This window comes from Bacillota bacterium (assembly GCA_036504675.1).
Classification (GTDB): Bacteria; Bacillota; Sulfobacillia; order JAJYWN01; family JAJZPE01; genus DASXUT01.
The window spans coordinates 1-21,549 of record DASXUT010000014.1 but is presented as its reverse complement, the minus strand read 5'-3'; the positions used below and the strand labels follow the sequence as shown (position 1 = coordinate 21,549).

Below are 21,549 nucleotides of genomic sequence, written 5' to 3'. Positions count from 1 at the left end.
ACACCTCGATCAACCATCTGATCAGCGACCGGAAAGGGGTCATGTCGGTGCCCGGCCGATCAAGGCAGTCTTTGGCTGAGCACCGCCAGATTCGGCGGGCCATCCGGGGCGGCGATCCCGGCGCCGCCGCGTCCGCCATGGCCGCCCACATGGCTTCCCTGAAGGCCACGGTAAGAGAGCTCGCGTAGGCCGGGATTGGGCCCGACGACCCCAAAGACTCCACCCGCGCTGCCAGGAAATGGCAGCGCGTTTTTTTGTCGTCTTTTTTGTTGCGGTCGTCGGGGGGGCCGATCGGGACAAAGCCCGTCACGTAGGGCCTTGCGGGCAAAATGTCAGCCTCTGTCGATTCGCTCGAGGGTCGGCCAAAAAAGGAGGGTTTTGACGCCTTTCGTGGAATATCACCTTTCGTCCCAACTGGTCAGACCTCCAGTCACCTAACCACAAGGAAGCCAACCCCGACGAAGATAACCAGGTGGGAAGGAGTGGGTCGCGATTTCTCTCTTCGAACGAGTTCAGACCAGGCACGGTTCCCAGCAAGTGGCCGATCAAATCAAGACCCTGATCGAGAACCACTCCCTCCAGCCGGGGGGCAGGCTGCCGGCTGAGCGTGAGCTCGCCTCGCAGCTCGGGGTCAGCCGGGCGACCGTCAGGGAGGCCATCCAAAGCCTGGCCTCCTTGGGCTACCTCGAGGTCCGGCACGGGGTCGGGACCCTGGTCTCCCAGCACGCGACGACCCTCGAGGACCCGGCCTACTGGGTCCCCTGGCTCAGCGACCACCGCACCGATGTGCTGGCCTTGCTTGATGTCCGCGAGGCCCTCGAGGTCAAGGCGGCCGCCCTGGCCGCCGAGGCGGTGGCGAGGCAGGCGCCCGAGGTCGGCCCACTGCTCCGGGCCATCGAGGAGAACGTCGCCCAGTGGGAGCGGGCCGCCCAGGACCGCGACGTCGATTCCTTGGAGCACCTGGATCTGGAGTTCCACGCCCTCATCGCCGAGATGTCCGGCAACGGATACCTGCTTCGCCTGGCCAAATCGATCAACCATGTGATCTTCGATCGCCGCGCCGTCCTGGCAGTCCCAGGCCGCGCCGGTCGTTCGTTGACGGAACACGTGCCGATCATCGAAGCCCTCAGGAGCGCCGATCCAGTGGCGGCCTCGGTCGCCATGGCCGGTCACATGGGCTCCCTGAAGGCCACGGTTCGCCAGCTTTAGCCGGGAGGGAAGAGGATTGGGATCACGCGGAGCACCGGCAGAACATGACGTCGTCATCGCCGGAGCCGGCTGGGCCGGGGCGGCGGCGGCGCTCTCGGCGGCCGGCGCCGGGGCGCGGACGCTGCTCATCGAAAGGACCGACGCCATCCTCGGGTTGGGCTTGGTCGGCGGGATTTTCCGCAACAACGGCCGCTTCACCGCGGCCGAGGAGGCCCTGGCCCTCGGTGGCGGCGGCATCCTGTTCCAAGTGATGGACGAATGTGCCAGACACGCCCCGATCGAGTTCCCGGGTCACCACCACGCCAGCCTCTATGATGTCACCAGGATCGAGGGCGCGGTCCGCCAGATCCTGCGGGACCGGGGAGTGACCGTGCGCATGGAGACAAGGCTGACCGACGTCGAGCGCGACGGAGGCCGCCTGACCTCCCTCATCGACGCGGCCGGCAACCGCTTCAAGGCCGCCGCCTTCGTCGATGCCACCGGGACCTTCGGCCCGATGAACAACTGCGTCAAGCACGGCAACGGATGCGCCATGTGCGTCATGCGCTGCCCGTCGTACGGCGGTCGGGTCAGCCTGGTGACCAAGGCCGGGGTCAGGGAATTCGTCGGCGAACGCCCCGAGGGCAAGTACGGGGCGATGAGCGGGGCCTGCGAGATCGCCCTCGAGTCCTTGGACGACGCGATCCGTCGGCCGCTCGAGCGGGACGGGGTCTACATCGTGAAGCTACCGAAAGCCTCGACCAACCATGCCAAACTGAAACTCAAGGCCTGCATCCAATACGCGCACAGCGATTTCGCCGAGAACCTCATCCTCCTCGACACGGGCCACGCCAAGCTGATGACGCCCTATTTCCCGTTGGACCTGCTCCGCTCGATGGCCGGTTTCGAGAGGGCCCGCTTCATCGACCCGGGCGCGGCCGGCCGGGCCAACTCGATGCGCTTCTTCGCCGTCTCCCCCCAGCAGGACACCCTCCTCGTCGACGGCCTCGACAACCTGTTCTGCGCCGGAGAGAAGGCCGGGTTGATCGTCGGCCACACCGAGGCCGTCGTCACCGGGATGCTGGCCGGGCATAACGCGGCCAACCTCAACTTCGGGCGGCCCCTGCTCCGGTTGCCCGAGGACACCCTGATCGGTGACTTCATCGCCCACACCGGGCGGGCCGTCCGCCGCCCCGAGGGAGTGGCCCGCCGCTATACCTTCTCCGGCTCCACGTACTTCGCCCGGATGCGGGAGATGGGCCTCTACTCCACCGACCGGGAAGCCGTCAGGCAACGGCTGAACCGACTTGGACTGCTCGGAATCATGGGCAACGGCGCTCGGAAGGCCTGGACCGGGACGGGCGGGGGGGACGCCTGATGTACGGCGTCCAGGAATACCACCGACCGGAGACCCTCGCGGCGGCGGTCGTCCTCCTCCGCGACCTTCCCGGGGCGAGGCCGCTGGCCGGGGGCACCGACCTCTTGGTGGCCTCACGAGAGAAGGGGTCGCCCTGCGCCACCCTGGTCGACCTGAAGGGCGTCCCGGAGTTGAAAGGGATCACCCGGACCGGCGACGGTCTCCACCTGGGGGCCATGACCACGGCCCACGAGATCGCCGGGTCGCCGGAAGTCGCTTCCCTCCTGTCCCCGTTGGCCGAGGCCGCCCGGCAGCTGGGATCATACCAGCTGAGGCACCGGGCGACGGTGGGCGGGAATCTCTGTAACGCCTCACCGGCGGCCGAGACGGCCTGCCCCCTGCTGGTCGCCGACACCGTCGTGGCCCTGGCCTCGGCCGGGGGGACGCGAGAGATGCCCTTGGCCGAGTTCCTGGTCGGTCCGGGGCGGACGGCCATCGCGCCGGGGGAGATCATGATCGGCCTGTCCTGCCCGGCGCCCGCCGCCCCGCGGGCGACGTACGCCGGGGCCTACATCAAGCACGGCCCCCGCAAGGCGATGGACATCGCCATCGTCAACATGGCCGTCTGGCTCGGCCTCGTCGACGGGCGGGTCGCCGACGCTCGGATCGCCCTGGGCTCGGTGGCCCCCAAACCCTTCCGGGTCCCGGCGGCGGAAGCCGTGCTGATCGGGCAGTCCCCCGGGGAGGACCTAGCCAGGCAAGCCGGCCGGGCGGCCCGAGGGGCCGCCACCCCGATCTCCGATCCCCGGGCCGGCGCCTGGTACCGGGCGGAGATGGTCGAGGAGTTGGTCACCCGCGGCATCATGACGGCCTTTGGGAGGTCAGCCCGGTGAGCGATGCGACGATCCACGTCAAGGTCAACGGCCAGGACCGTTCCCTCGAGATTCCCACCGGCATGACCCTCCTTCAGATGGTCCGTGAGGTGCTCCACCTCACCGGGACCAAGGAAGGCTGCGGGTCCGGCGATTGCGGCGCCTGCACGGTCCTGCTCGACGGCAGGCCGGTCAATTCCTGTTTGGTGTTGGCCGTCGAGGCCGACGGGCATTCCATTACGACCATCGAAGGCCTGGCGGGATCGGATCTCCATCCGGTCCAGCGGGCCTTCTTGCACAATGGGGCGATCCAGTGTGGCTTCTGTTCACCCGGGATGATGATGACCGCCACGGCCCTTCTGGCCGAGAACCCCAATCCGTCCGAGGACGAGGTCAGGGCGGCCCTTGCCGGCAACCTCTGTCGATGCACCGGTTACGCCAAGATCGTCCAGGCCGTCCTCGAGGCCGGCCGAGAGATGGCGGCCGCCAAAGGTGGGGTGGGCCATGGCCGTTGAGTTGGGCCTGAGGGTGGTTGGACAAACGGTCCTCCGCGTCGACGGGCCGGACAAGGCCACCGGTAAAGCGGTCTACGTCGCCGACCTCGAATTGCCCGGAATGCTGCACGCCCGGGCCGTTCGGAGCCCCCATGCCCACGCCCTCATCCGCGCCATTGACACGGCCGAGGCGATGGCCCTTCCGGGGGTCGTGGCCGTCCTCACCGCCACCGACGTGCCCGGGGTCAACCTGGTCGGCTCCCGGGCCGTCCGGGACCAACCGGTCCTCGTCGGCGACCACGTTCGGTTCCTCGGCGAGGCCGTGGCCCTGGTGGTCGCGACGACGGCAGAAGTGGCGGCCGCGGGCGCGTCCGTGGTGAAGGTGGATTATCAGCCCCTGCCCGGGGTGTTCTCGCCCGAAGAGGCCCTGCGACCCGGAGCCCCGCGGCTGACCGAGAAAGGCAACCTGTGCTGTCAGAGCCGGGTCAGACGGGGCGACTTCGCCGCCGTCCTCAGCCAGGCCGACCTGGTCGTCGAGAACGTCTACCAGACCCCCTTCGTCGATCACGCCTTCCTCGAGCCCCACGGGGCGGTCGCCGGCCCGGACGGCGACACCATGAACGTCTGGATCACCACCAAGACGGTCCACCAGATGCGGGACGAGATCTCGCGAGTCCTGGGCCGGCCCAAGGAGAAGGTCAGGATCATCGCCGCGACCATCGGCGGCAGCTTCGGCGGCAAGCCCGACATCCCCTGCGGCTGCCTGGCGGCGCTGGCCGCGGCCAAGGTCGGGCGCCCGGTCAAGCTGGTCTACACCCGCCAGGAAACCTTCCAGGTCTCGGCCAAGCGCCACCCCTACGTGGTCCGGCTGACCCATGCCGTGGCCCGCGACGGGACCATCCTCGGGGTCAAGGGGGAGATCGTCGCCGACGCCGGCGCCTACACCAGCGAGAGCCGGGCGGTCATCGCCCGGGCGGCGATCCACTGCGCCGGCCCGTACTACATCCCCAACGTCGACGTCGAGGGCAAGGCCGTCTTCACCAACCAACCGGTCACCGGGGCGATGAGGGGCTACGGCGTCCCGCAGGTGGCCTTCGCCCACGAGGTCCAGATGGACATCATCGCCGCCAGGCTGGGGCTCGACCCGATCGAGGTCAGGCGGCGGAACGTCCTCAAGCCCGGCCTGACCACCGTCACCGGTCAGGTGGTTCCGGAAGGCTGTGGGGCCGAGGCCTGCCTCACCGGCATCCGCGACCTCCTGGATCGGGAAGAGCCGGTCCGAGAGGGCGGTCGCGACGCGGCGGCCGGGACCAAGGCCGGGTCCACGGCCGGGTCCACCAGTCCCGGCGAGAAAACCGGTTGGGGGATTGCCCTCTTCTACTACGGCAACGGCCGGACCGCGACGGAGGACGTCGGCCGCTGCCGGCTCCGCCGGGAGGCGGACGGAACCTTCACTTTGTTTGTCGGCGTCCCCGACGTCGGACAGGGTTCCACCACGATCCTGGCCCAGATCGCCTGCGAGGAATTGGGCGTTCCGTGGTCGACGGTCAAGGTGGTCCCGGCCGACTCGGCCTCATCCCCGGAAACCGGTCCGGCCAGCGCCTCGCGAACGACCGTGGTCGTCGGCCGGGCGGTCCAGGACGCGGCCCGAAAGATGCGACAGCTAATCCAAACCAAAGGTGGCGATGTGGATTCCCAACTCGAGGTGGACGGAGTCTTTGGGACCGACAGCACGGCCTTGGACGAGAACGGCCAAGGTGACCCGTACAGCACCTACACCTATGGGGTTCAGGCGATCAAGGTCGCCGTCGACCCGGCCACCGGGAAGGTGGAGATGAGGAGGGCGCTGGCGGCGTATGATGTCGGCCAGGTGATCAACCCCATGCTCTTCAGTGGTCAGGTCGAGGGCGGGGTGGCCAACGGCTTGGGCTATGCCCTGTACGAGGTGGTTCAGCTGGCCGCTGGCTGGGTCATGAATCCCAACTTCCACACCTACCTGATCCCAACCGCCCCGGATACCGCGGCGCCGGTGACGGCCCAGGCCGTGACCAGTAGTGATGGCGCCGGACCGTTCGCCGCCAAGGGGATCGGCGAACCGGCCTCGATTCCAACCGCTCCGGCGGTCGCCAACGCCATCTGCGCGGCGACCGGGAGCCGCTTTTTGGCCCTGCCCATCACGATGGAAGAGATCTATCGCTCGCTTTGTCGGTAGAACCTTTGGTGCGTGAGCTAATGCGAAACCTGCAGGAGGTGCCCTTGTGAGCAGACTGGTTAGTTCCCTCGCCCGTCGACGGACCCAACTGGCCCTCGTCGCTCTCCTTATGGTCCTGATCATGGCCGTCACCCTGACGGCCGGCTGCGCCAACAAGAAGACCGCCAAGTTCCCGTCCAAGGCGATCACCATCATCGTTCCGATGAACCCGGGCGGCGGGGCCGACACGATGGTCCGCGGCATCACCCCCTACCTCCAGAAGGCCCTCGGTCAACCGATCCTGGTCGAGAACGTCCCCGGCCCCGGCTCGGTGGCGGCCATCGCCCGGGTGACCAAGGACCCGGCCGACGGCTACACCCTTCTGACCGTGACCACGCCGATCGTCGTCAGCCTCCACCTTTATGAGAAAGAACTCGCCATGAAGCAGCCGTTCCTCGATTCGTGGAAGTCTCTCGGCGCCTTCCTGACTGGTGACGGCAACGGCATCGTTGTCCGGAAGGGCACCTACAAGACCATCGACGACCTCGTCGCGGCCTCCAAGACCAAGACGATCAACGTTGCCGGGGCCACCGGCATCGGTTCCAGCGATCACACCACCATGCTCCAGGTGGCCGAAGCTTATGGCGCCAAGTTCACCTACATCCCCAACAAGGGCGGCGGTGAGGCCATGGCCGCGCTCCTGGGTGGCCATGTGGAAGCCGCGATGGTCAGCCTGTCCGGCGACGCCGTCGACCTCACCCGGGTCGACATGCTCGGCATCAGCTTGGACAGCCGCTACGAAGGGTATCCGAACATCCCCACCTTCAAAGAAATGGGCCATCCGGAACTGACCCTCAACTGGGCCGTCGGCCTCTTCGCTCCGGCCGGGACCCCGGATGACGTGGTCAAGGCCCTGGATAACGCAGTCTCCACAGCCTTCAAGAACCCGGACTTCCAGAACTGGGCCAAGACGGCCAAGAAGCCTATCGGCTCCGGTTGGAACGGCCAGCAGTACCTCGACTTCCTGAAGGGTTATGAAGCTCAGGCCCTCAAGGTGCTCCCGAAGCTCCAGGAAGAGCTGGCGAGGGTCCAGTCGGGCAAGTAGTCGGCCGAGTTAACAAGTCTTCCGGGGTTCGACCCGGCCGGTCGAACTCCGGAAGGCAGGTCTCCTAAGGGGGTAGTCATTGTGGAAGTGCTGCAAGGCCTCGCCCTATCGCTGAGCCCGCTATCCCTGCTGGCCATTTTCCTCGGGGTGTTCGTTGGGATCATCATCGGGGTCGTCCCCGGGATCGGCGCTGGTGTCGGCCTGACCCTGCTCCTTCCGTTCCTTCTGAGCGCCCCGCCAATCTTCGGTCTGGCCATGCTCCTCGGCCTCTGGGCCGCCGACGGTTACGGCGCTTCCATCTCGTCGATCCTGATCAACGTCCCCGGCGGCTCGGGCGCCGTGGCCACCTGCTTTGACGGCTACCCGATGGCCCGCAAGGGGCGGGCTGGCGAAGCGATCGGCCTGTCGATGGGCGCCTCCTTCTTCGGCGGCGTCCTTGGGACGGTCGTTCTGATGGTCGCCGCTCCTCCGATGGCTGAGTTCGCCGTGAAGATCGGGCCCGCCCAGTACACGCTCCTCGGCCTGGCCGGCCTGACGATGGTCGGCGGCCTTTCCGGTGGCGACCCCATCAAGGGTGTGGTCGCTGCCATGGTCGGGTTGATGCTCAGCTTCATCGGCTATGATCTGACCACCGGTTTCATCCGCTACAGCTTCGGGACCACGTACCTCTATGCCGGGATCGAGTTCGGCCTGGCGATGATCGGTCTCTTCGCCCTCTCCAGCCTGGTCGAAGCGATGCAGGAGGATGAGGAAGAAGCCGGCTATCGGATCCGGGTCAAGGACAGCACCTTCAAGGGGCTACTGTCGATTATCAAGTACCCCTGGGCCACCCTGCGCGGTTCGGTCATTGGCACGGTCCTCGGGGTCTTCCCCGGCATCGGGATCGGGGTCAGCAGCATGATGTCCTATACCATCGAGCAAAAGGTCTCCAAGCACCCCGAGGAGTTCGGCAATGGTGCCCCGGAGGGGGTCATCGGCCCGGAGGCGGCCAACAACGCCGTCCAACCGGCCCATCTGATCCCGGCCTTGGCCCTGGGCATTCCCGGCAGTTCGACGTCGGCCATCTTCCTCGGGGCCCTGATGATGTACGGCTTCAGGCCTGGCATGGAGCTGTTCAGGAACTCCGGACCGCTGGTCTGGGGGATGTTCTGGGCGATCATGGTCGCCAGTATCATGTATGTCATCGTCGGCCTGGCCTTCGGCGGCTTTTTTGCCAAGATCACCAGCGTTCCCATCGAGTACCTGCTCCCGGGGACCATCTTCGTCTGCTTCATCGGGGCGTACGCGATGAACGGGCAACCGCAGGCCTTCACGACCATCCTGATCCTCGGGTTCGTCGGCTTCATACTTCGGGCCTTCAAGTACCCCCTTGGCCCCGCCGTCCTGGGCATGGTCCTTGGTGACCTGGTGGAGTCCAACTACAACCGAGCCCTTCTGATCTCTGATCATTCCTATAGCATCTTCTTCCAGGGCGCGATCACCTGGGTACTGTGGGCTCTCCTGATCGCCTCGGTATTCGGACCCATCTTCTGGTCCCAGATCAAGAGAATCACCAAGCCGGGTCGGAAGGGCGACTCGGTGGCCACCAACTAGTCCGGGAGGTATATCCGCACATGGCCAAGGATCTCCGCTCCTATCTCAGGACGATCGAAGAAGCCAACGAAGTCGCCCATATCGACCGCGAGGTCGACCCCGGTCAGAACCTCGGTGGTCTGGCGTGGCAGGGCGAGAACCGTCTGGGCAAGGCAACTCTCTTTCACAACCTAAAGGGATACCCAGGTTGGCGGGCGGTCAGCTACGCCGAAGCCAGCCGCAAACGGATGGCCCTGGCCCTCGGGGTCACCCCGCGGGAGTTCATCCCCAAGCTCCGCGAGCTCCTGATGACCGGCCCGACGCCGAAGGTGAGCGTCCCGACGGGTCCGGTCAAGGACGTCATCCAGACCGGCGACAAGGTCAACCTGTATGACCTGCCCATCCACACGATGGCCGTCCTCGACGCCTCGCCCTACATGGGCGGGCATATGGCGATCATCCGAGACCCGGAGACCGGCATCCAGAACGTCTCCCTCCACCGGCACCAGCTCAGGGGCAAGGACAAACTCGGCGTAATGATGCACCCCGGCCGGCACATGCACATGATCTACCAAAAATACGAGGCCCGCAAGGAGCCAATGCCGATCGCCCTGGTCGGCGGTCACCATGCCCTCTACTACCTGGCTTCTACCTGGACCTTTCCGTTCGGGGTCGACGAGTTCGAGTGGGCCGGCACCTTCCTCGGCGAACCGGTCCGCACCGTCAAGGGTGAGACCGTCGACATCGACCTCCCGGCCGACGCCGAGACGGTCATCGAAGGCTTCGTCCCCCCCTTCGAGCGGGAGATGGAAGGGCCCTTCACCGAGCACACGGGGTACGCCCGGGCCGGTTCGGGTAAGAACCCGTTCATGCACGTCAGCGCGATCACCAGACGCCAGGATGCGATCTACTATGCCCTCCAGGGCGGCCGGCCGATCGCCTCGTCCCAGATCCTCGACGCCCTCCCGATGGAGGTCGTCCTGTGGAACCGGATCAAGGACGTCGGTGGCTACGTCGACCTCAAGGACATCGTCGTCGTCCCCTGCGCCGGCGGCGCCCACGTCGTCGTCATCCAGCTGACCCCGCAGATTCAGGGCCAGGTCACGGATGTCCTGATGGCCGCCTTGTCGAGCCCGTACATCCACCCGAAGATCGCCATCGCCGTAGACGACGACATCGACCCGCACGACGTCAAGGAACTGATGTGGTCGCTGTCGACTCGGGTCAACCCGGCCGAGGACATCTTCATCGTCCCGGGGACCCGCGGTCAGCACCTTGATGCCTCTCTGAAGCTGGTCACCCCGCCGGGGACCTTCCCCGATATCCGGGTCGGCTCGAAGATGGGCATTGACGCGACCAAGCCGGCCATCACCGAGCCCGACCGGCGCGCCTACTTCGAACGATCCTTCGGCAAGGGAATGGAGTTCAACATCGAGGACTTCCTTCGCCGTTAGTCACGGCCTTCTCAAGCAGGCCCAACCTGGAAAGGGGTAAGCGCCAGATGCAGAAACGCACAAGCGAGATTCTCTTCACTCTGGCCCTGATTGCCGTATTCGTCGGATTGTTCGTCATCGCTGCCGGCTACCCGAAGCAGCCGAGCGAACTGCCGAAGCTGGTCTCCGGGGCGGCGGTCGTCCTCCTCCTGATCAAGTTGTTCCGGCTGGTGAGCGACCCGGCCCAGGCCAAGATAGCCAAGATCAAGTGGCGGATTTCGCTCACCGTGTTCGGGATCATGGCCGCCTTCATTGCCCTGGTCTACGTGTTTGGAATGTGGATCTCCGGAGCGGCCATGCTCTATGCAATGGGCCTCCTCCTGAGGGCCAAGAGCAAGGTCAAGCTCGGCATCGTCATCGCCATCATGGTCGTCGGGTTCTACTTGATCTTCGTCCCGGGGGCCGGGGTCGTCTTCCCCAAAGGGCTTCTCTTCCAGGCCCTCGGTTACTGACGGGGAGGGACTGTCATGCCGTGCGTAAAGCCAAGTGACATCAACATCTACTACGAGGTCCATGGACAGGGAGCCCCGGTGCTGCTCATTGCCGGCACCGGGGGCTCCCACCACGGTTGGATGCTGGAGACCGTCCCCCGGCTGAAGGAACGGTTCAAGGTCATCGTCTATGACCACCGGGGGACCGGTCAGTCGGACAAGCCCGACAAGGACTACAGCATGCAGTTGTTTGCCCGCGACGCCGTCGAGTTGCTCGACGCCATCGGCGTCCGGGAGCCGGTCCGCGTCTGCGGCCACTCGATGGGTGGCCGGATCGCCCAGTGGCTGGCCCTCGACTATCCGGACCGCGTCCGCAGCCTGGTCCTGGCCTGTACCGGGTCGGGGCGGTATGACGACTTCGTGCCGGCCCGGGGCATCCCGTTGCGCCATGCCCTCGAGATGATCGAGCTCGGCTACGACGGGTATCGGAAGTACTATGCCACCTGCGAGTTCATGTTCCCAAAGGAATTCGCCAAGTCTCACCCCGAGCTGATGGGGAAGATGGAGGCCAAGGCCGTCCTCGACAACACGCCCCTCAAGGCTTACCTCCGCCACATCATCGCCCGTCAGGACCACGACACCCTGGACCGACTGGATCAGATCAAGGCCCCGACCCTGGTCCTCGAAGGGGCCAAGGACAACGTCGTCCGGGGCACCGGCAACCACGTCCGTTCCTCCCAGGTCCTGGCCGAGAAGATCCCCGGCGCCAGACTCGAGCTGATTCCCGGCTGCGCCCACGGCATCTTCGTCCAGGAGCCCGAGCTGGTTCACCGGCTGATGATCGAGTTCTACACCGCTCACTGAGGAGGGGATGCCCGTGACCCGCGGTTCCAAGCTGATCTTCCCGGTCCTGGTGATTGGTTTCATGATCTATTCTCTCTTGAAGCCCTCCCGGAGTTTCCAGCAACCAATGGAGCTGTCCTGGCTGATCGTCGGGATCGCCGTCGGCTTCTTCATCTTCCGCTGGGTCTGGTTTCGCCGCCGCCCCCGAAAGGGAGATTGACCTCTTGCGCTTGCCTCTGGATCCTGACCGCCCTGGCCATCGCCGCGCCCCATAACTGCCGCGACAAGAAGCCTTCCGAAGGCCAACCGACCCAGGCCGAAGAGCCGGCGGAGTAAAGCAAGAAACCCATGAACCTCTAAGAAGGGGGACCAACGTTGAAGGATCTCCGTAGTTATCTGGCCGATCTCGAAGCGGCCGGGGAAATCCTGCACATCAAGAAGGAAGTCGACGTCGCCAAGAACGTCGGCGGTCTGGCCTGGCAGGCTGAGAACTACCAGGGCAAGGCGGCCATGTTTGAGAACGTCAAGGGCTATCCTGGCTGGAAGGTCGCCAGCTACCTGAACGGCAGCCGGCGCCGGCTGGCCATCGGCATCGGGACCACCCCCGACAAGTTCATCCCCTACTGGCGCCAGATGCTCCAGAAGGGCCTGACCCCGACGAAGATGGTCAAGGAAGCCCCGTGCCAGGAGATCGTCTGGACCGGGGACCAGGTCGACCTGTCCAAGCTGCCCATCCACACCCACTCCGACCTCTGCGCCGGCCCCTATGTCGGCGGCGGCCTGGGCATCGTCAAGGACCCCGAAACCGGCATTCGCAACGTCTCCCTCCATCGCCACCAGGTCAAGGGGAAGAACAAGATGGGGGTCATGATGGTCGAGGGCCGGCACATGGACCTCATCCGCCGGAAGTGGGACGCCCTCAACAAGCCCTGCCCGATCGCCATCGCCATCGGCCACCACGGTGCCCTCTACCTAGCCGCCAACTGGACGATGAGCCTGGGGGTCGACGAGCTCGACCTGGCCGGGACGCTTCTCGGCGAACCGGTCGAGATGGTCAAGTGCAAGACCATCGACATGGAAGTCCCGGCCTGGTCGGAAGTGGTCATCGAGGGCCTGATCGCCCCCAACGCCCGGGAGAAGGAAGGCCCCTTCGCCGAGCACACCGGGTACGCCCGGGCCGGCTCCGGCAACAACCCATACCTCGAAGTGACCGCCATCACCATGCGCAAGGACGCCATCTTCTACGCCCTCCAGGGCGGGCGGCCGGTCTCCGAATCGCAGATCCTCGACGGGATGCCGATGGAGGTCGTCCTCTTCGACCGCCTTCGGGACGTCGGTTCATACGTCGACCTGAAGGACGTCGTCGCCCTGCCGTGCGCCGGCGGGTCCCACATCCTGGTCATCAAGATGACCCCCAACCTGGACGGACAGGCCCGGCTGGTCCTGATGGCCGCCCTGGCCCACCAGTACATCCACACCAAGATCGCCATCGCCGTCGACGACGACGTCGACCCACACAGTGAGAAAGACCTGTTGTGGTCCATCTCCACCCGGGTCAACCCGGCCAAGGACATCTTCATCGTCCCCGACACCCTGGGTCACCCCCTCGACGCCTCGCTCGAACTGGTCACCCCGCCGGGCTACGCCCCGGGGATCAGGGTCGGCTCGAAGATGGGGATCGACGCCACCAAGCCGCCGACGCGGCTGGCCGACGCCCGCGACCACTTCACCCGAGCCATGCCCAGGGGCCTCAATGAATTCTCCCTCAAGGACTTCATCAGCTGAGGCACCCAGCGGCCGGTCCTGAAAACAAGGACCGGCCCATACAGAGCAGTCCCCGGGGGGCCGCGGGCCTCAAGCAGCGCCCCGACGCGGCCCCCCGGGAACAACGTCGCTTGGAGGGTTGGAACTTGCCAGTCGTCACCGTTGAGATGTGGGAAGGCAGGACCGTCGAACAGAAGCGTTTCTTGGTGGAAGCCATCACCCGGGCCATGGTCGACTTCGGTAAGGTGGGCTCGGAGCACCTCCACGTGATCATTCATGACGTCCCCAAGGACAGCTGGGGGAGGGCCGGTCGGCTCGGGATCGACAATGAATCGGAGAAGGCCGGGGCGGCCGCCGAAGAACAGCGCCTCGGCAACGTCCACCGGTTGTCCCACCTGGCTTTGAAAGTCTCCGACCTGGAGCGGTCGGTGCGTTTCTACACCGAAGTGGTGGGGCTGCGGATCCATTCGCGGGGGACCATCGGCGACGCGCCCCTGGTCGTGCTGAAGGAAGGGATCGGGCTGACCACCGGCAACGCGCCGGCGCCGGGCCCGGTCGACCACGTCGCCTTCCGGGTCGGGGACCTCGCCCGGCTGGTCGAGTCGCTGAAGGCCGCCGGGGCCAAGGTCGTCGACGGCCCCAGGTCCTCGCCCTATGGGAACTCGGTCTATTTTCTCGACCCCGACGGCAACAAGCTTGAGGGCCACGACGGAGAACGGAAGTAGCCGTTCGATCACCCAGAACCGGAGGTGGACGAGAATGTCCCTGGCCGGAGTAAAGGCGGCGCTCATCGGTGGCGACGCCCGTGAACTGGAAATCCTGAGATTGATGAAGGCGGAAGGCATGGAAGTCAGGGTGATCGGCCTTCCGACCGGCGCCGAGGCGATCACCGGACGGCCTCAGGAGAAGACGATGGCCGACGCGGTCACCGGGGCCCGGGCGTTGGTCCTGCCCATCCCGGGACTCGGCGTGGACGACAGTATCTACGCGCCGAAGTGGCCGGAGAAGCTCTACCTCAGGCCGGATAACTTGAAACGGTGCGCCGCCTCGGCGATGGTGGTCATGGGTTGGGCCTCATCGACCCTGGCCAAGTCGATCGGCGACGCGGGGATGCGCCTGCGCGAGTACGAGAAAGACGATGAGCTGATGATCCTAAGGTCGCGGGCCATCGCCGAAGGGGCGTTAAGGATCGCCATCGAGAACACTGAAGTCACCCTGCACCGCGAGCCCGTCTTCGTCCTCGGCTTCGGCCGGGTGGCCCAGACCCTCGTCGGGACCCTGCTGGCCCTGAGGGCCGACGTCACACTGGTGGCCCGCAACCCGGTGCAGCTCGCCCGGGCCTGGGAGATGGGGGCCGAACCGGTGGAGCTCAAGGACCTGGCGTCCAGAATCGGCCGGGCCAAGGTGATTATGAACACCGCCCCGGCCCGCCTCCTCGATGAGAAGATGCTCGCCCTGACCGCCCCCGACGCCCTGATCATGGACCTCTCGGCGCCCCCCGGTGGGGTCGATTTCGAGGCCGCCAAGAAGTTGGGCCGCAAGGCCATCTGGGCCCGCGGACTCGGGTCGCGGGCGCCGATCACCGTCGGCCGCAGCCAGTGGAAGGGCGTCCGGCGGATCCTGGCCGAGGAACTCGGCGGCTGATGCGGAAGATCGCCGTCGGGATCACCGGAGCGACCGGTTCGGTCTATGGGGTCCGGCTTCTCCAGGCTCTGGCCGACCGGCCCGACGACCCATCCGATCTGGCCCGGTACGTCCATTCGGGGCACGCCTATGGGGACGTCTCGGCCCCCATCGCCACCGGCTCTTTCGGGGTCGACGCCACGGCCATCGTTCCCATCATCAATCACACCGTCGGCCGGGTCCTCGACCACCTGGGGCTGGACAACTCGCTGAGCTTCCGGTGGCGGGGGCCGGGGGGGCGCGGCCGGGGGTGACTCGGGCCGGGCGGACCCTCGCCCGAAGGAAGAATCATCGACAAGCCAAGCCCGCTCGACCTTCACTGGCCGAACGGGCTTTTACTTCGGCCCCGGGTGGCCGAAAGGACTTCGGGGAATCAGTGTAGTAGGTCTTCTCCAAGGGGATCGAAAGGACTGGAAGCCATGAGTGATTCGCCGGCCCGGGCCAAGTCCCAGGCCCAGGCCCACGACCAACGCCCGAGGCGCAAACTCGATCACGTCCGGATGGTCCACGCGGGAGGGGACGGTCCGCTGTCGGCCGGCTTCGAGGACGCCCGTTTCATCCACTGTTCCCTGCCCGAGCTGGCTTGGGAGCAGGTGACCGTGGAAGCTGACCTGCTCGGCCGGACCCTCGCTGTCCCGATCGTCATCGAGGCCATGACCGGGGGTCACCCCGAGGTCCAGCCGATCGTGGCCGGGCTGGCCCGGGTGGCCCGCGCGGTGGGGGCGGCCATGGCCGTGGGTTCTCAGCGGGCGGCCCTCGAGGACCCCGCTCTGGCAGAAACCTTCGCCGTGGCCCGCCGGGAGAACCCCGGCGGGATGGTCATCGCCAACGTCGGCGCCGAGGTGGATCCGCAGGGCGCGGCCCGGGCGGTGGCCATGATCGGCGCGGACCTCCTCCAGGTACACCTGAACGTGGCCCACGAGTTGGCCATGGCCGAGGGCGAGCGGGACTTCCGCGGACGCCTCCATAACCTGCGAGAGGTCATCCGGACGGTCCAGGTCCCGGTGATGGTCAAGGAGACCGGGGCCGGCCTGTCCAGGGAGACGGCCCTCCTCGTGACGGAACTCGGGGCCGCCGCCGTCGACATCGGGGGAGCGGGGGGGACCAACTTCGCGGCCGTCGAGTGCGAGCGTGGGGGGAAGGACGTCGCCAGGGGGCTCGTCTCCTGGGGCATCCCCACCCTGGCCAGCCTGGTGGAGGTGGCCGACGCCGTCGGCCACCGGGTCCAGGTGGTCGCTTCGGGCGGGCTTCGATCCGGTCACGACGCGGCCAAGGCGCTGGCTCTGGGGGCCTCGGCCGTGGGCCTCGCCGGACCCATCGTCCGCGCCCTTCTGACCTCCGGCGAGGCGGCCGCCGTCGACCTGATCCGGGGGATGGTCGAACAGCTCAAGGCGGTCATGCTCCTGACCGGCTCGCGGGATCTTGGCGAACTGAGGGGCAAGCCGGTTATCCTGTGCGGACCGACGGCCGAGTGGCTTACCCGCCGGGGCGTCGACGTCGACCGGCTGGCCGGGCGATGACCCGCCCCGATGCCCGCCTGACGCATCCAGCCTGGCCCGTTTCCTCACCGTCGCCAGGGCCGGGTGCGGGGCCTCATCTCATCCTCGAACCTGGGTAGCAGGAGCTTTGGCCCCGCGCGTGGAAACAGGCCGTCGGAGGCGAGGACCTTGCTGCAGCCATTACTCAGAACCAAGATGTTCGCCCCGCCGCTCAAGCCCAACCTGATCAGCCGTCCCCATCTGGTGAACCGATTGGCGACAGGCCTGACGGGGCCGTTGACCTTGGTATCAGCGCCGGCCGGGTTCGGCAAGACCACCCTGCTCAGTGAGTGGCGCGCGGTCGACGGCAACGCCCCGCCGCTGGCCTGGCTGTCCCTTGACCAAAACGATAACGACCCCCTGCGCTTCTGGTCATACGTGGTCGCGGCGCTACAGGCCATCTGCCCCGGATTGACCGACGACGCCCTGGGGGTCCTCCGCGACTCGCCCCAAATGGCGCCGGAGGTGTACCTGGCGCCGCTGATCAATGCCATGGACACCCGCTGCGTGCTTGTCCTCGACGATTTCCACGTGATCGAGTCACCGCCGGTCCATGGTGGCGTCCTCTTTCTCTTGGAACACCTGCCGCCGCAACTCCATCTGGTGGTGCTCACCCGGGCCGATCCGCCCTGGCCGTTGGCGCGCCTGCGGGCCCAGCAGGGTTTGGTGGAGTTGCGGACAGCCGATCTTCGTTTCAGCCCCGCCGAGGTCGCGACCCTCCTGAATGGGGCGGCGGGCTGTGAACTCGACCCCGGCGACCTGGACCTGCTGGCGGAGCGTAGCGAGGGCTGGCCCGTCGCCCTGCAGTTGACGGCCCTGTCGCTGCGTGGACACCCCAACCCCCATGATTTCGTGGTCGGCTTCGCCGGCAGCAACCGCTACGTCGCCGACTACCTGGTCGAAGAGGTCATCTCCCGACAACCTGCGGCGATTCGCCAGTTCCTGCTGCACACCGCCGTGCTGGAGCGGCTTTCGGCGCCGCTGTGTGACGCTGTGACCGGCACCGGCCAGAGCGCCGATCTCCTGGTCCAGGTCGAGCGGGCCAATCTCTTCCTGATTCCCCTGGATGAGGCGAGGGGCTGGTATCGATACCACCACCTGTTCGCGGACCTCCTCCGGGCCCACCTGCAGCAGGGTGAACCGGAGCTGGTACCAGTGTTGCACCAACGGGCGGCGGAGTGGTATGACGCCCAGGGCCTGAGTCTTGACGCGGTGCACCACGCCCTGGCGGCGGGAGACCATGCCCTGGCCGGACGGCTGATTGAGCAGCACAGCGACGGCTGGTGGATGTGGTCCTTCGCCGACCATATCCGAGTGCTATCTGATTTGCCGCCGGCCGTGGCCCGATCCCGACCCAGTTTCAGTGTAATGCTCGCCTACAACAACGTCCTGAGCGGACGGCTGGAAGCGGCGGCCGAGATGGCGGAGGTGGCTCAGGAGCTTCTGCTTGATGCGCCGTCGCCAGATCTGAGCGCCTTCCTCGCCCTGATTAGGGCCTGTATCGCCGAGTTGACAGGCGCGCCGTACCGCCTGACCGAGGTCGAAGTCAGCGCGCCGCGGTTCATCCCGGAGACTCACGTGGCCATGCGCGGTAGCGCGGAGATCATGCTGGCCAACCTCCAGCAGACGTCGGGCGACCTCGAGGCGGCGGCGGACACCCTGGCCGGTGCCATCCAGCGGGACGTCCGTTCGCAGAGTTACGGGGGTATACCTTTTGCCGCCTGCGGCCTGGCCAACATCCGCTACCAGCAGGGGCGGCGGCGGGAGGCGGAATCGATTTGCCAGGAGTACCTGGCGTACATCCAGGCCCGGGGTGAGGAGCGCTTCTTCCTGAACGGCCATCTCCACGCGATGCTCTCGCTCCTTCTCCTGGAACGCGGGGAGACGGCCGCCGCGGCCACGCAGGCGGGGGTGGGGCAGCGCTTCGCCGCGGCCTGGCAGAGCGCCAACGCCGTTGCCCACGTCTGGCCAGGCTGCGCGGTGGCTGCCGTGGCCCTGGCGCAGGGGGATCCGGCCGCGGCCTTGGCCGCCCTGGGCGCCGCGGTCCGGCCGGGACACGCGGAGATGAGCGATGATGCCGAGCCCGCGGTGCAAGCTCTGCTCGTCCAGGCTTGGCTGGCGGCAGGCAACCGGGCCGCGGCTGAGCGCTGGGCAGCCCAGCGGACTCCAGGGCTCTCCTACCGAACCGAGCTGCCCGACCTGACGCTGGCCCGGGTCTGGCTGGCCGAGGGCCGCCCGGAAGCGGCGCAGCTGCTTGGGCGGCTGGCGGCGGCCGCCGAGGAAGGCGGGCGCGGCGGCCGGCTCATCGAGATCCTGTCGCTCCAGGCCGTGGCCCTGCGCTCAGTGAAGCCGTTGCAGCGGGCGTTGGAGCTGGCGGAGCCGGAGGGGTTCGTGCGCAGCATCTGGCGGGCCGAGTCCGGCGGGGTCCTGGCGGACCTACTGATCCGGGCCCAGGCGCTGGGCGGTCCGGCCGGGGCGTACGCCGCCCGGCTGCTGCCGGCCGGCCCGGGTGGGGAGCCGCTGAGTCCCCGCGAGCGTGACATCCTGCGGCTGATGGCGCAGGGGCGCTCCAACCATGAAATGGCGGCCGCTCTTTATGTCACCGTCGGCACCGTCAAGACCCACGTCCATCACATCTTCGGCAAGCTGGATGTGGAAAACCGCACGCAGGCCCTCCTGCGGGCCCGGGAACTAGGGCTTTTATGACCGCCCCAAGACCTTCGGAATGTCATAATGAGCAATTTACGCAATCGAATCCGCCACGACCGTGGCGGGTTTGCTTCTTTCCGGCCGGGTGGTCTCTATCCACGGAATCTATCCGCGGATAGAGGCCGCCCGCTTGCGGTTACGGCAGAATGGAGGTGCAAGCAAACCGGGACTGGGGGTGGTGGCCGTGGACTGTGAAATCAGGGTGCGCGGCACCCTGACCGGCGACTGGTCGGCGTGGTTCGCCGGAATGCAACAGCTCAACGATACGCCGGATGAGACGGTGCTTGTCGGCAGCCTGCCGGACCAGGCAGCGCTGTTCGGGGTCCTGGCCCTGATCCGCAACCTCGACCTGCAACTTATCTCGGTGCGGGTCGAGGCGACGCCGACAGGCTCGTCCGGGAAACGCCCGTGAAAGGAGGGGATTCTAGTGAAGATCATGAGCATCTTGTCACTGATCCTATTGCTTGTCGAGATCGGCTCCGGCTTCGCCGCCGCCTTCTGCACCGGTTCCGGGCAGCCCATCAATCCCTCGCAGGTCAGGTTATTCCACCTGGTTTTCGGCCTCATTACCGTCGCGGTCACGGGCTTCACCCTGATCTGGGCCATGCTGAAGGTGTCCCGAAAGGGGAGCCGGTGATCCGTTGTCGTCGAGCCGGCCTCTCCGGGGCCGGACAGTCGGTCAGTACACGAAGGGGATGAATGACGTGGAAACGAAGACTATGGTGGCCTACGCCAGCAAGTATGGAGCCACCGCGGAAATCGCCGAAAGGATCGGCCAGGTGCTCCGTGAGGCGGGGCTGGAAACGGACGTCCTCCCGGTGGACCGCGTTGGTGACCTGACCCCGTACCGGGCGGTCGTCCTGGGCAGCGCGGTGTACATTGGCGGATGGCGCAAGTCCGCGGCGACTTTCCTCAAAGCCAAGGAGCGGGAGCTGTCCAGTCGGTCGGTGTGGCTGTTCTCGAGCGGGCCTACGGGTGGGGGGCCGGCGGCGTTCATGGATGATGGGCGCCTTCCCAAGGGCCTGCGGCCCGTCGCCGACCGCATCCGGCCCCGCGACATCGCGGTGTTTGGCGGCACGGCGAATCGGGAGCGGTTGAACGCGTTCGAGAGATGGATCATGAACAGGGTCAAGGCTCCGCTCGGCGAATTCCGTGACTGGAAGGCCATCGCCTCCTGGGCGACGGCGATCGCCGAGGAACTGAAAGACCAGAATCGACCGAAGAAAGACTCCTGACGTCAATATCGGGGGCTGAACTGCTTCGTCTTCGGCAGCCCCAACGCCCGGATCGACTTTGACCTGTATACCATCCGCTGCCTTTTTGACCAAGGCCGGCGCCTGGGGACGATCAAGTCCGTCTACTTCGAAGGTGGCGAGCCATTCCTCAGGTACGACCGGCTGGTGGAAAGCGTTCGGGAGGCTCGCAAGCGCGGTTGGGAGGTCGGGGTGGTCAGCAACGCCCATTGGGCGACCACGCCTGACGAGGCGGCGCGGAAGCTCAGGCCGCTGGCGGCCCTGGGCCTGGCGGACCTGACCATCAGCGATGACCAGTTGCACGAGAACACCGGCCTGGCCGCCACCGCCCGGGCGGTCGCCCGCGAACTGGGGATTCCCACCGGGACCATCCACGTGGAGCCAGGGTGCCAGGGCGACGTGATGTACCGGGGGAGAGCCGCGGACAAGCTGGCCGGGAAGGTGCCCGGCCGTCCATGGTCGACGTTCACGCGCTGTCCCCACGAGCGGCTGGATGACCCCGACCGCGTCCACCTGGACGCCCTTGGCTGGGTGCATCTCTGCCAGGGCCTGGTCATGGGCAATAGCTTTGAGACCCCTCTCTCCAAGCTGGTCCGAAGCTATGACCCGGCCAAGCACCCGGTGGTCGCGCCGCTCCTGGCGGGCGGCCCGGCCGAATTGGCCCGGGTCTTCGGCCCTCCGGAGCAGGAGAACTACGCGGACGCGTGCCACCTGTGCTTTGCCATGCGGTCGAGCCTGCGTGCTCGGTTCCCGAACTGGCTGGCGCCCGACCAGATGTACCGTGAAGCCCCCGCCCCAGCGGTAGCCCCGGCTGGGGGGACCGTCTCAGGCAAGTGACCCTCATCAACGCTCAAAACGAGGAGCCGCGGCCAATCGGCCACGGCTCCTTCTGCGTCCCGGGCGTCGGCCAAGATAGCAGGAACAATCGCCCCCCTCGTGGAAACAGGCCGTCGGAGGCGAGGGCCATGCTGCATCCTTTGTTGAACACCAAGATGTTCGCCCCGCCGCTCAGGCCGAACCTGGTCGGCCGCCCCCATCTGTTGAGCCGTCTGGCAG

General features: G+C 66.7%; 22 protein-coding genes. All 22 read left to right on the top strand.

Annotation, left to right across the window (positions count from 1 at the left end):
• On the top strand, positions 1-188 hold a 188-nt coding region (locus tag VGL40_00950), incomplete at its 5' end, for an FCD domain-containing protein (GenBank protein HEY3313837.1).
• 349 nt (positions 189-537) lie between these two features.
• Entirely contained in the window at positions 538-1,209 is a 672-nt protein-coding gene (locus VGL40_00945) for an FCD domain-containing protein (GenBank protein ID HEY3313836.1), read from the top strand.
• A 16-nt stretch (positions 1,210-1,225) separates the two neighbouring features.
• A complete protein-coding gene (locus tag VGL40_00940) occupies positions 1,226-2,566 on the top strand; it encodes an FAD-dependent oxidoreductase (GenBank protein HEY3313835.1) in 1,341 nt (446 codons plus the stop codon).
• Positions 2,566-3,438 (top strand): FAD binding domain-containing protein, encoded by an 873-nt coding sequence (locus tag VGL40_00935; GenBank protein HEY3313834.1) that lies wholly within the window; start codon positions 2,566-2,568, stop codon positions 3,436-3,438. Before VGL40_00940 ends, VGL40_00935 begins: the two co-directional genes overlap by 1 nt.
• Positions 3,435-3,932, top strand: coding sequence for a (2Fe-2S)-binding protein (locus VGL40_00930; GenBank protein HEY3313833.1), 498 nt, complete (start codon positions 3,435-3,437; stop codon positions 3,930-3,932). The genes VGL40_00935 and VGL40_00930 overlap by 4 nt, the downstream gene beginning before the upstream one ends.
• Complete coding sequence (locus VGL40_00925) at positions 3,922-6,123, top strand: xanthine dehydrogenase family protein molybdopterin-binding subunit (protein ID HEY3313832.1); 2,202 nt, start codon at positions 3,922-3,924, stop codon at positions 6,121-6,123. Before VGL40_00930 ends, VGL40_00925 begins: the two co-directional genes overlap by 11 nt.
• A 46-nt stretch (positions 6,124-6,169) precedes the next feature.
• Positions 6,170-7,207: a tripartite tricarboxylate transporter substrate binding protein gene (locus VGL40_00920; protein ID HEY3313831.1), complete on the top strand. Its 1,038-nt coding sequence runs from the start codon at positions 6,170-6,172 to the stop codon at positions 7,205-7,207.
• Between the two features lie 81 nt (positions 7,208-7,288).
• On the top strand, positions 7,289-8,800 hold the full coding sequence (locus VGL40_00915; protein HEY3313830.1) for a tripartite tricarboxylate transporter permease: 1,512 nt from the start codon (positions 7,289-7,291) through the stop codon (positions 8,798-8,800).
• Between the two features lie 20 nt (positions 8,801-8,820).
• Positions 8,821-10,233, top strand: coding sequence for a UbiD family decarboxylase (locus VGL40_00910; protein HEY3313829.1), 1,413 nt, complete (start codon positions 8,821-8,823; stop codon positions 10,231-10,233).
• A gap of 47 nt (positions 10,234-10,280) precedes the next feature.
• A complete protein-coding gene (locus VGL40_00905) occupies positions 10,281-10,724 on the top strand; it encodes a tripartite tricarboxylate transporter TctB family protein (GenBank protein ID HEY3313828.1) in 444 nt (147 codons plus the stop codon).
• A 15-nt stretch (positions 10,725-10,739) separates the two neighbouring features.
• On the top strand, positions 10,740-11,567 hold the full coding sequence (locus VGL40_00900; GenBank protein ID HEY3313827.1) for an alpha/beta fold hydrolase: 828 nt from the start codon (positions 10,740-10,742) through the stop codon (positions 11,565-11,567).
• A gap of 13 nt (positions 11,568-11,580) precedes the next feature.
• Positions 11,581-11,766, top strand: coding sequence for a hypothetical protein (locus VGL40_00895; GenBank protein HEY3313826.1), 186 nt, complete (start codon positions 11,581-11,583; stop codon positions 11,764-11,766).
• Positions 11,767-11,921: 155 nt separating this feature from the next.
• Positions 11,922-13,331, top strand: coding sequence for a UbiD family decarboxylase (locus VGL40_00890; GenBank protein HEY3313825.1), 1,410 nt, complete (start codon positions 11,922-11,924; stop codon positions 13,329-13,331).
• A gap of 125 nt (positions 13,332-13,456) precedes the next feature.
• Positions 13,457-14,035, top strand: coding sequence for a VOC family protein (locus tag VGL40_00885; GenBank protein HEY3313824.1), 579 nt, complete (start codon positions 13,457-13,459; stop codon positions 14,033-14,035).
• A gap of 34 nt (positions 14,036-14,069) precedes the next feature.
• On the top strand, positions 14,070-14,954 hold the full coding sequence (locus VGL40_00880) for a dipicolinate synthase subunit DpsA (protein HEY3313823.1): 885 nt from the start codon (positions 14,070-14,072) through the stop codon (positions 14,952-14,954).
• Positions 14,954-15,247: a hypothetical protein gene (locus tag VGL40_00875; protein ID HEY3313822.1), complete on the top strand. Its 294-nt coding sequence runs from the start codon at positions 14,954-14,956 to the stop codon at positions 15,245-15,247. The genes VGL40_00880 and VGL40_00875 overlap by 1 nt, the downstream gene beginning before the upstream one ends.
• Positions 15,248-15,412: 165 nt before the next feature.
• Complete coding sequence (gene fni / locus VGL40_00870; protein HEY3313821.1) at positions 15,413-16,513, top strand: type 2 isopentenyl-diphosphate Delta-isomerase; 1,101 nt, start codon at positions 15,413-15,415, stop codon at positions 16,511-16,513.
• 147 nt (positions 16,514-16,660) lie between these two features.
• Entirely contained in the window at positions 16,661-19,237 is a 2,577-nt protein-coding gene (locus VGL40_00865; protein HEY3313820.1) for a LuxR C-terminal-related transcriptional regulator, read from the top strand.
• Positions 19,238-19,424: 187 nt separating this feature from the next.
• Positions 19,425-19,652 (top strand): hypothetical protein, encoded by a 228-nt coding sequence (locus tag VGL40_00860; GenBank protein ID HEY3313819.1) that lies wholly within the window; start codon positions 19,425-19,427, stop codon positions 19,650-19,652.
• A gap of 15 nt (positions 19,653-19,667) precedes the next feature.
• Positions 19,668-19,877, top strand: a complete 210-nt coding sequence (locus VGL40_00855) for a hypothetical protein (GenBank protein HEY3313818.1) — start codon at positions 19,668-19,670, stop codon at positions 19,875-19,877.
• Positions 19,878-19,944: 67 nt separating this feature from the next.
• Entirely contained in the window at positions 19,945-20,475 is a 531-nt protein-coding gene (locus VGL40_00850; protein HEY3313817.1) for a flavodoxin domain-containing protein, read from the top strand.
• A 165-nt stretch (positions 20,476-20,640) separates the two neighbouring features.
• The gene (locus VGL40_00845; protein HEY3313816.1) at positions 20,641-21,330 is read left to right on the top strand and encodes a hypothetical protein; all 690 of its coding nucleotides are present in this window, start codon (positions 20,641-20,643) and stop codon (positions 21,328-21,330) included.
• Positions 21,331-21,549 lie beyond the last annotated feature (219 nt).

What these genes read in the sequence shown, in the direction of transcription:
- VGL40_00925 (HEY3313832.1), top strand. Translation starts at nt 3,922, where the DNA reads ATGGCCGTTGAGTTGGGCCTGAGGGTGGTTGGACAAACGGTCCTCCGC.
- VGL40_00935 (HEY3313834.1), top strand. Translation starts at nt 2,566, where the DNA reads ATGTACGGCGTCCAGGAATACCACCGACCGGAGACCCTCGCGGCGGCG.
- VGL40_00905 (HEY3313828.1), top strand. Translation starts at nt 10,281, where the DNA reads ATGCAGAAACGCACAAGCGAGATTCTCTTCACTCTGGCCCTGATTGCC.
- VGL40_00900 (HEY3313827.1), top strand. Translation starts at nt 10,740, where the DNA reads ATGCCGTGCGTAAAGCCAAGTGACATCAACATCTACTACGAGGTCCAT.
- VGL40_00875 (HEY3313822.1), top strand. Translation starts at nt 14,954, where the DNA reads ATGCGGAAGATCGCCGTCGGGATCACCGGAGCGACCGGTTCGGTCTAT.
- fni (HEY3313821.1), top strand. Translation starts at nt 15,413, where the DNA reads ATGAGTGATTCGCCGGCCCGGGCCAAGTCCCAGGCCCAGGCCCACGAC.
- VGL40_00880 (HEY3313823.1), top strand. Translation starts at nt 14,070, where the DNA reads ATGTCCCTGGCCGGAGTAAAGGCGGCGCTCATCGGTGGCGACGCCCGT.
- VGL40_00910 (HEY3313829.1), top strand. Translation starts at nt 8,821, where the DNA reads ATGGCCAAGGATCTCCGCTCCTATCTCAGGACGATCGAAGAAGCCAAC.